This is a genomic window from Dapis hubbardiae BLCC-M172 (assembly GCF_050016015.1).
Lineage (GTDB): Bacteria > Cyanobacteriota > Cyanobacteriia > Cyanobacteriales > Microcoleaceae > Trichodesmium.
Genome location: NZ_JBNHEQ010000153.1, coordinates 1 through 8,120 on the forward strand (window position 1 = coordinate 1; position 8,120 = coordinate 8,120).

General features: G+C 36.9%; 4 protein-coding genes and 1 pseudogene. 3 read left to right on the top strand and 2 right to left on the bottom strand.

All coding sequences use genetic code 11. The annotated features are described in order from the left end of the window. The first annotated feature begins 333 nt into the window (after positions 1-333). Together ACP6PK_RS13315 and ACP6PK_RS13320 are read left to right on the top strand one after the other, a co-directional pair. On the top strand, positions 334-1,086 hold the full coding sequence (locus tag ACP6PK_RS13315) for an ABC transporter ATP-binding protein (RefSeq protein WP_426560019.1): 753 nt from the start codon (positions 334-336) through the stop codon (positions 1,084-1,086). A gap of 572 nt (positions 1,087-1,658) precedes the next feature. Next, positions 1,659-2,555, top strand: a pseudogene (locus ACP6PK_RS13320) (Rpn family recombination-promoting nuclease/putative transposase). A 224-nt stretch (positions 2,556-2,779) separates the two neighbouring features. Here ACP6PK_RS13320 and ACP6PK_RS13325 read toward each other — a convergent pair. Further along, a complete protein-coding gene (locus ACP6PK_RS13325) occupies positions 2,780-3,325 on the bottom strand; it encodes an energy transducer TonB family protein (RefSeq protein WP_426560020.1) in 546 nt (181 codons plus the stop codon). A 590-nt stretch (positions 3,326-3,915) separates the two neighbouring features. Continuing rightward, positions 3,916-5,583, bottom strand: coding sequence for a DUF3352 domain-containing protein (locus tag ACP6PK_RS13330; RefSeq protein ID WP_426560021.1), 1,668 nt, complete (start codon positions 5,581-5,583; stop codon positions 3,916-3,918). 559 nt (positions 5,584-6,142) lie between these two features. Here ACP6PK_RS13330 and ACP6PK_RS13335 point away from each other — a divergent pair. Then, positions 6,143-8,120 (top strand): HEAT repeat domain-containing protein (locus ACP6PK_RS13335; RefSeq protein ID WP_426560022.1); only part of this gene is annotated, 1,978 nt, incomplete at its 3' end.

The window sequence follows — 8,120 nt, forward strand, 5'->3', positions numbered from 1 at the left end:
ATTTATTTTTCTTCTCCTCTACTCCGTAAAAAATATCCGATACACAACTTCAATTATATTGCTATAAATGGTATAATACCAATTTGAGAAAAGAAAGTTACGAATAATAAGGGCGATAAAAAGACTTTACAGGAGATGCTCCTTTGACTAATAAGATAAGTTATGAACTGATAAATGGTATCGAAGTAGGGGCGATTTGCGTTTGCGGAGCATTCCGTGAGGAAATCGCCCCTACAACTCCTAAAAAAAACCATAGTATTTGTAGTAAGTATTTTTAAATTGGTATAACATGGTAATTGTACTAATCAATTAACATCAATATCAATAATAAAAATGAATCATCAAACAGCTATTTCCTGTAATCACGTCAATAAAATTTATTCTAATGGTACTGTTGCTTTGCAAGACATGAACTTGACAATTAATCAAGGAGAATTTGTCACTATTGTCGGACCGTCTGGTTGTGGAAAAAGCACAGTATTACGATTAATAGCAAGATTAAGTGAAGTTAGTTTTGGCAAAATTGAATCAAATATAAATAAGGATAAAAATGAGTTAGCTTTTGTATTTCAAGAACCAGCTTTAATGCCTTGGTCTCATGTGATTGATAATGTACATTTACCTCTAAAATTAACAGGAAAATCTCTGAGAGAATCTCGCACAATTGTGCAAGAAGCAATTAATTTAGTCGGATTAAATGGTTTTGAACGTTCTTATCCACGACAATTATCAGGTGGAATGAAAATGCGGGTTTCTATTGCTAGGGCGTTAGTAACTCAGCCAAGAATTGTTCTGATGGATGAACCTTTTGGTGCTTTGGATGAAATGACTCGTAGTAAATTAAATAGCGATCTATTAGATGTGTGGCAAAAACGAAATTGGACTGTAGTTTTTGTGACTCATAATATTTATGAAGCAGTGTATTTATCCCAAAGAGTAATTGTGATGGCTGCTCGCCCTGGTAGAGTAGTAGCAGATGTTAAAATAGATGCGACTTATCCTCGTAATGAAGATTTCCGAATGTCGCAATTATGTAATGAGTATTGTCGAGAAATTTCTGGTTTTTTGGAAGTTGCAGTTCATTAATGGATAATGAATAATGGATAATGGATAATTGATAATTGATAATTACTCTTTCCTAAAAGAGATAGGATTAATGAACCATTTTTCTCATTGAAATAGGAAGCTTTTAACCTGAATTATTTCATTATTCATCGTTCATTAATTGATAATTGATAATTGATAATTGATAATTACCTTTCCCTAAAAGGGAGAGGATTGACACAAAGGGGGATGCATATTTATTTTTTCCCCTTGAAAGGGGAGGCTTCAAGGCGTGAATGGTCTAATTATTTAATTGTTGAATTATTAATTATTTCGGTAAGTATTTAGCTGTCATTTATTAATTTATTATTGACTGAAATATCTGCTATAGCCATAAGAAATAATTCGTAAAAAAAAATGTAGGGGTTTGGTTTACCAATCCCTTTCCCCTTGGGTTTGGAGACCAAACCCCTACGATAAAAATCTTATAACTTATTTAAGATTGCTATATAATTTAACCAAATTCAGGATTAGTTATGATGTGGTAAATATGCCTCCTGTAAGTCTAATTAAAAATGTCAAACTCAAGGGGAAATATTGGAGAAAAATAATTTATTAGCCCGAAAATAGATTATGTATTCAAAAAAGTTTTTGGCTCCGAGGAAAGTAAAGATATCTTGATTATTTTCCTCAATACTGTGATTTACAATGGAGAAAAAACTATTCAATCTTTAACCATTATTAATCCTTATAATCCTGGTCAAGTTTTAACTTTAAAAGATACTTATTTAGATGTAAAAGCAGTCTGAGCTGATGGAAAAATTGTGGTAATCGAAATACAAGTATCATCCATGAAAAGTTTTGGTAAACGGGTAGTTTATAATGTGGCAAAAGGATATGCTAATCAATTAAAAACTTCTGATAATTATATTAGACTTAAACCAGTGATGGCTGTGACAATTACCGATTTCATTCTGTTTAAAAAAGCCCAGGAAATTATTAATAAATTTGTGTTGAAAGAAGAAATAGAAAATTTTAAATGTTTGGATGAGGAATTACGATTAGTATTTGTGGAATTACCCAAGTTTAAGAAAAAACTATCAGAGTTAGAAAGTTTAGCAGATAAATGGATTTATTTCCTCAAAGAAGCTTCTAGTTTCGATGAGATTCCACCTTCATTAGGAGAAGCATCAGAGATAGAATTAGCTTTAAATTTAGCTAATCAAGCTGGTATGAGTCCAGAAGAATTAGAAATAGCACAAAGTCGTGCTATGGCATTGCAAGATGAAAGGGGAAAAATAACTTTTGCTAAAGAAGAAGGAAGAAAAGAAGGGAGAAAAGATGAAGCGATCGCCTTAATAATTCGTCAATTGAAAAAGCGTTTTGGGGAAATTAATAGAGAAACAATTAGCAAAATTGGAAATTTAACTATTGAATAATTGGAAAATTTGGGGGAATATTTCTTAGATTTCAATAGCATAAATGATTTAGAAAATTGGCTTAATCAGTAATCAGGATCTTTTTTATACCTACTGTATTTAGTTTAAAAGTAACAAACAAATATGGTGTTGTATAATCTAGATATAAATTATACAACAGATTCCCAAGATTCCAAGTATATAAGGTACAGATATTAACATTCAACTCAATGCTTATGGTAATAAATTATTTGGCAGTAAAAATTAAGCTATTTGATACTAGAATTATCTCTCGGTGCTGGAGTAGAAGGTAAAAATTATTCTATGGGAAATTTTGTTATACAAGGATATATAAGGTCTTGAAAAAATTCTTTGCCCTCAGCAGAAACATTACCTTGAAATATCTGAAAAGAAATTTCTAAAAAAGCTTCTAAGGGATATTGTTTTTGAGCTTGTTCGATCATACAAACACAAAACTCCTTTTTCTGTTGTCCGTCGCTACAACTATCGACGAATTTTTTAATCATCTCTGGCGGATAAACGTAGGGGTTTAATCCATTAAATTCAACATTTATGTCAGCCCATATTCCTTTTCGAGTATCATCCGATTCCTTAAAGCGCATTCTTTCTATTGCCTTTAAAGTTGCCTGATCGAACTTTTCGTTGCCACTACTTTCAATAACTTCTAAATTAGTCGGCTTTCCTTTCCTATTGACATCGAACTCAATGCGTAATTGTATCCGATTTTTTTCTTGAGCTATAACTGATGTGGGAATTACAAACAAGACGAATAGCAGCATGACAACTTTCAGCCTTTTTAACCCAGGGAAAAACTTTTGAATATTGGGAGAAATTTTAATCATAATCAAGATTGGGATAATATCAAATCTGGTAGCATTGCTATACATTAGTTAGGAAGTAGAAGTCAGAATTTCAGATAGGGGAGTTGTCGGATAGACAACGTACAGTTAGAAATATCACTTCCGGTTGAATAGTTATAATTAAAGCTTGTAGTAGACTGACACACCTTAAATGGTGCAATAAATGTAGGTTGGGTTTTGTTCCTCAACCCAACAACAGTCCTTCTCCCGTACGGACGCCCTTATGCAACGTCCCTACCTTACTCCCCCACTCCCCTACTCCCTAATGCACAGTTTTAGCTGTGTCAGTCCAGTAGTAGGAATTTAGCCCATATATCTTATTGCTCAAGCCTTACTGGTGTGACACATCTAAATGGGTGTGCATTAGGGCGGGTTTGAAATTAATTAATAATGAATAATGAATAATGAAATAATATTTCCGTACTTGCGTACTATCTCTGAGTTTTAACAAGAGGTAATTATTAATTATTAATTATTAATTATTATCCATTAATTATAAACCCGCCCCTACTATTGCACCATTTTGGGAAATCATATAACTTCTGACTTCTGACTTACCCATAAGGCTATACTTACTGTTGCTTTTTCAATTTCACAAATACATCATAATTAGTTGTCCGACTATTACTAACAATAGATGTCACCCCAATAGACTCCATACCATCTACCCAAACTTTTTGATTTGCAGGTAACTGCGGAATAGAAAGATTTTGAGGATTGAAAGTCCGACTAATATCAATGAAAAAGTTGCCATTAAAAGATTCTGACTCTAATGGTAGAGTTTCTTGTAATACCACACTTTCTGCCATAGAATTTGTCGGTGCAGGCAATATTTGATTTTCCACAGATCCTCCTAAAGTGAAAAATGCCACATTCCCATTCAACCAACCACGAATTACAGTAAAACCACCAAATGGTGAAGTCCATTTCACAACAGGTTTTCCGCTCGCAACAGCTTCACCTACCTCAAATTCCTTTTTCTTCATCGCCTCATCCAATTTTTTCAGAGACTCCTCAGCAGCACGGCGATCGCTTGCCTTAACCATAAACACAAACCCCGCAGCAAATTTTTGTAACTGATCCTTATTTTTGGGAATAGGTAGTAAAGACAAAGAATATTCTCCTGCCATCCAGTTGATCAATTCCTTATCTAAATCCATCCCAGTTCCATTCTTCACAGTTTGACGGAATGTATCTGGGTTAATGGGAGCGATGGGATTAGCTGCTGCACCCTTGACATAATCAGACCACATTTTCTGTAAATTACTGCCAGATATCATCATCAAAGCATTTCCAGGAACTCGATTTAACATTCCTGTGGCATTATTTTCTACACTAAACTTTTTCTGACTATTTGGTTTGAGCCAAGAAATTGCCTTTAAATCTATACCTTCAGGAACTATGCTGACTGTTGCTGCCATTCCCTGGTTATCCTCAAGTTGTTTGAGATTTTCCTCAGACACAGGAGTAATAGATTTACTAGAAGTATAAGCAGCAGCAATAGGAATATTCACATATACCTGAGCAAAAGGTGCAGCAGTTTCCAGTTTCTCCATCGCTGCTATATAACCAGGAGCTTTTTTTAGAGAGTTGTCTCCTTTATATATATCGATCGCTCGATTTATTGCCGTTTGAGAATTAGTAACTACTAAAAACTTTCCTCCCAATGCTGCGACAGAAATATCTTGGTTAGGTACTCCTTCAGTTTCTGTAATTTCAATACCTCTGTAGGTACGTTTAACTAATTTACCTTCTTTAGGAGAGCGCGGTTTGTCTAAAATTTGTTTAGCTGCCGTTGGATCGGCGATGGGCAATACCATCATAGTTGCTTGTTGAGCAGGGGGTGGTGGTGGAGAGTCGGGAGTAGTTGGGTTAGAAGGTTCTAAAGTAGATTTGCGCAAAAAGGCTATCATCACTTTCTTCCCTATCCAAGGTTGAATATCTCGTTGATAATTATAGCCATAGGTAGTTAGGAAGCGATCGCGCAACTCCCCCAACAATTTTTTTAAAGCAGTTTTTGATTCAGGAGTGCCGAATTGTTGAAGTTGTTCCCATTGATTGGAGTTAGTAGAAAGATGTAAAGTCATCATTGCATCCTTGGGGACAACCTCGGCACCCAGAGGCAAATTGTCTACTGTTTCTTCGGAAGATATGAGGATATAGCCAGCGACACTGCCGACAATCATTACGAAAGCTGCTCCAAGTAAGGTTAAAGGTAAGGTTTTATCTTGTTTTTTCATTAGTGGAATTAGGTAGTAAGAAATAAGAGGTTTATAGATATTTGTACAAAATATTTGTCCAAATGGTATTATAGGTATTTACGGATATAATTTGCTACAAATTCAACTTCTGACTTCTGACTTACAATATGATGTCGGGATAATAAGTTTTTGTTTGTAGTTGGGCTTTAGCAATAAGACAGATATAATTAGCGATAAATTTAACCCCTAACTTCTGATTTACAATTCGATGTCGGAATAATAACTCTTTGTTTGTAGTAGGACTTGAGCAATAAGATAGATATTTCAATGGGCTAGAGCAACACTACAAACTTTTAATACTTTCCACCCGACATGATATAACTTCTAATTTCTAAATTGAAAATTCTTACTTTTGACTTTTGAATTGTGACTTTTGACTTGTATGTGGACATAATATAACTTCTAACTTCTAACTTGAAAATTCTTACTTTTGACTTTTGAATTGTGACTTTTGACTTGTATGTGGACATAATATAACTTCTAACTTCTAACTTGAAAATTCTTACTTTTGACTTTTGAATTGTGACTTTTGACTTGTATGTGGAAGCCCTATCTAGAATCAATTTGCCAAGAATACGCCCAATGGTGGGAGGTTTATACTCTGACGGATGTGGCGGGAAAAAAGCCTGTTGAGCAACGGCAAAATATTTCTCCACTGTTGGACTTGGGTTTGATGGTACAAACTATTGCGGAGGAAAAACAAAGGGAACGTCCAGAAGAGAAAATTGAACGGTTGACGGTTTTAGAGGGTTTGCGCAAATATGCCCCTAATCATGTTTTATTGGTGGGAAGACCAGGTTCGGGAAAATCAACTGCTTTGGCCAGATTGTTATTAGAAGAGGCAGATAAGGTCAGGTCTGGAGAAAATGGCCATATTCCTATTCTCATAGAATTACGCTACAGTCAAACTTCCGTACTTGAGAGAATCCAAAAATTTATCCACAAACACCACCCCACCATAAATATAGATAAAGCAACTCTAGAAACTTGGCTCCGTCAAGGTGAATTTTTGGGCGTTGCTGAACCAATCGATGAATCTTTCACTCCCCACACTCCCCACACCTCCCGTACGGACGTTGATAACAAAAATGCGTTTCATGTCGCGCAGCGAAACGTCCCTACCCACACTCCCCTTTTGCTGCTCTTCGATGGGTTTAACGAGATGGCATCGGAAGCGGCACGACAACAGGTGAGAATGTTTCGGCAAGACTACCCCAAAACTGCGATGGTGTTTACCACGCGAGATTTGAGTCTGGGGGGAGATTTGGGGATTGAGAAAAAGTTGGAAATGCTGCCTCTGACGGAATCTCAAATGCAGGAGTTTGTCTGTGCTTATTTGCCAGAGCATGGTGAAAAATTATGGCAGCAGTTGCAGGGGAGGTTGCGGGAGTTGGGGGAAACTCCCATGTTTTTGTTGATGTTGTGTTCGGTGTTTGCTAATAACAATTATCAAGTACCTGCTAATCTAGGGTTGGTGTTTCGGAGTTTTACTCAGACTTATCGTAGTCGTCTCAAGCAAGATGTTCCCGTTGATGAAAGTTCTCGACGTTGGTGGGATAGGTTATTGCAGGAGTTGGCGTGGGTGATGACGAATGGGGAGTCGAAAACTGAGATTATGGTTGCTATTTCTCGGCAAAAAGCTGAGGAGGTGTTGGCAGAGTTTTTGCGAGGGGAGGTGGTTGCTCCGACTGACTGTGCGATGCGTTGGTTGGAGGATTTATTGGAGCATCATTTGATTCAGGTGGGAGATGATGGTCAGATTTCGTTTCGCCATCAGTTATTGCAGGAGTATTATGTGGCGGAAAGGTTGTTGTCGCTGTTGTCTGGTTTGAGTGACTATGGGTTGCAGTGGGATTATTTGAATTATTTGAAGTGGACGGAAGTAGTGGCGTTGATGTTGGGGTTGGTGGAGGATGAGGGGTTAGCGGTGCGGGTGGTAAGGTTGGCGTTGGAGGTAGATTGGTTTTTGGGGGCGAGGTTGGTGGGAGAGGTGCAAAGGAGGTTTCAGGAGCGCGCGTTTGTGGAGGTTGATGGGTTGGAGTTGCCTGGGTTGGTGAAGGTTAAGTTGGCAGGGTTAACGAAGTCGGATGCTGCTACTTCGGGGTTGATTCCACTCTTAAAAGACTCTAACTCTAATTTAGTTGGGAGTACAGCAGAAGCTCTGGGGACAATAGGTTCCGAAACTGCGATTCCAATATTAATTCCACTTCTAGAACACTCTACTAGCTATGAGGTGCGTAGAAGTGCAGCAAAAGCTATCGGTACAATAGGTTCTGAAACTGCAATTCCAATATTAATTCCATTCCTAGAACACTCAAACTCTTATGTGCGCGAAAAAGCAGTAGAAGTTCTAGGTACAATAGGTTCCGAAACTGTAATTCCAAGATTAATTCCACTCCTAGAAGACTCTGACAAAGATGTGCGCGAGAAAGCAGTAGAAGTTCTGGGTACAATAGGTTCTGAAACTGTAATTCCAAGATTAATTCCACTCCTAGAAGACTCTGACAAAGATGTGC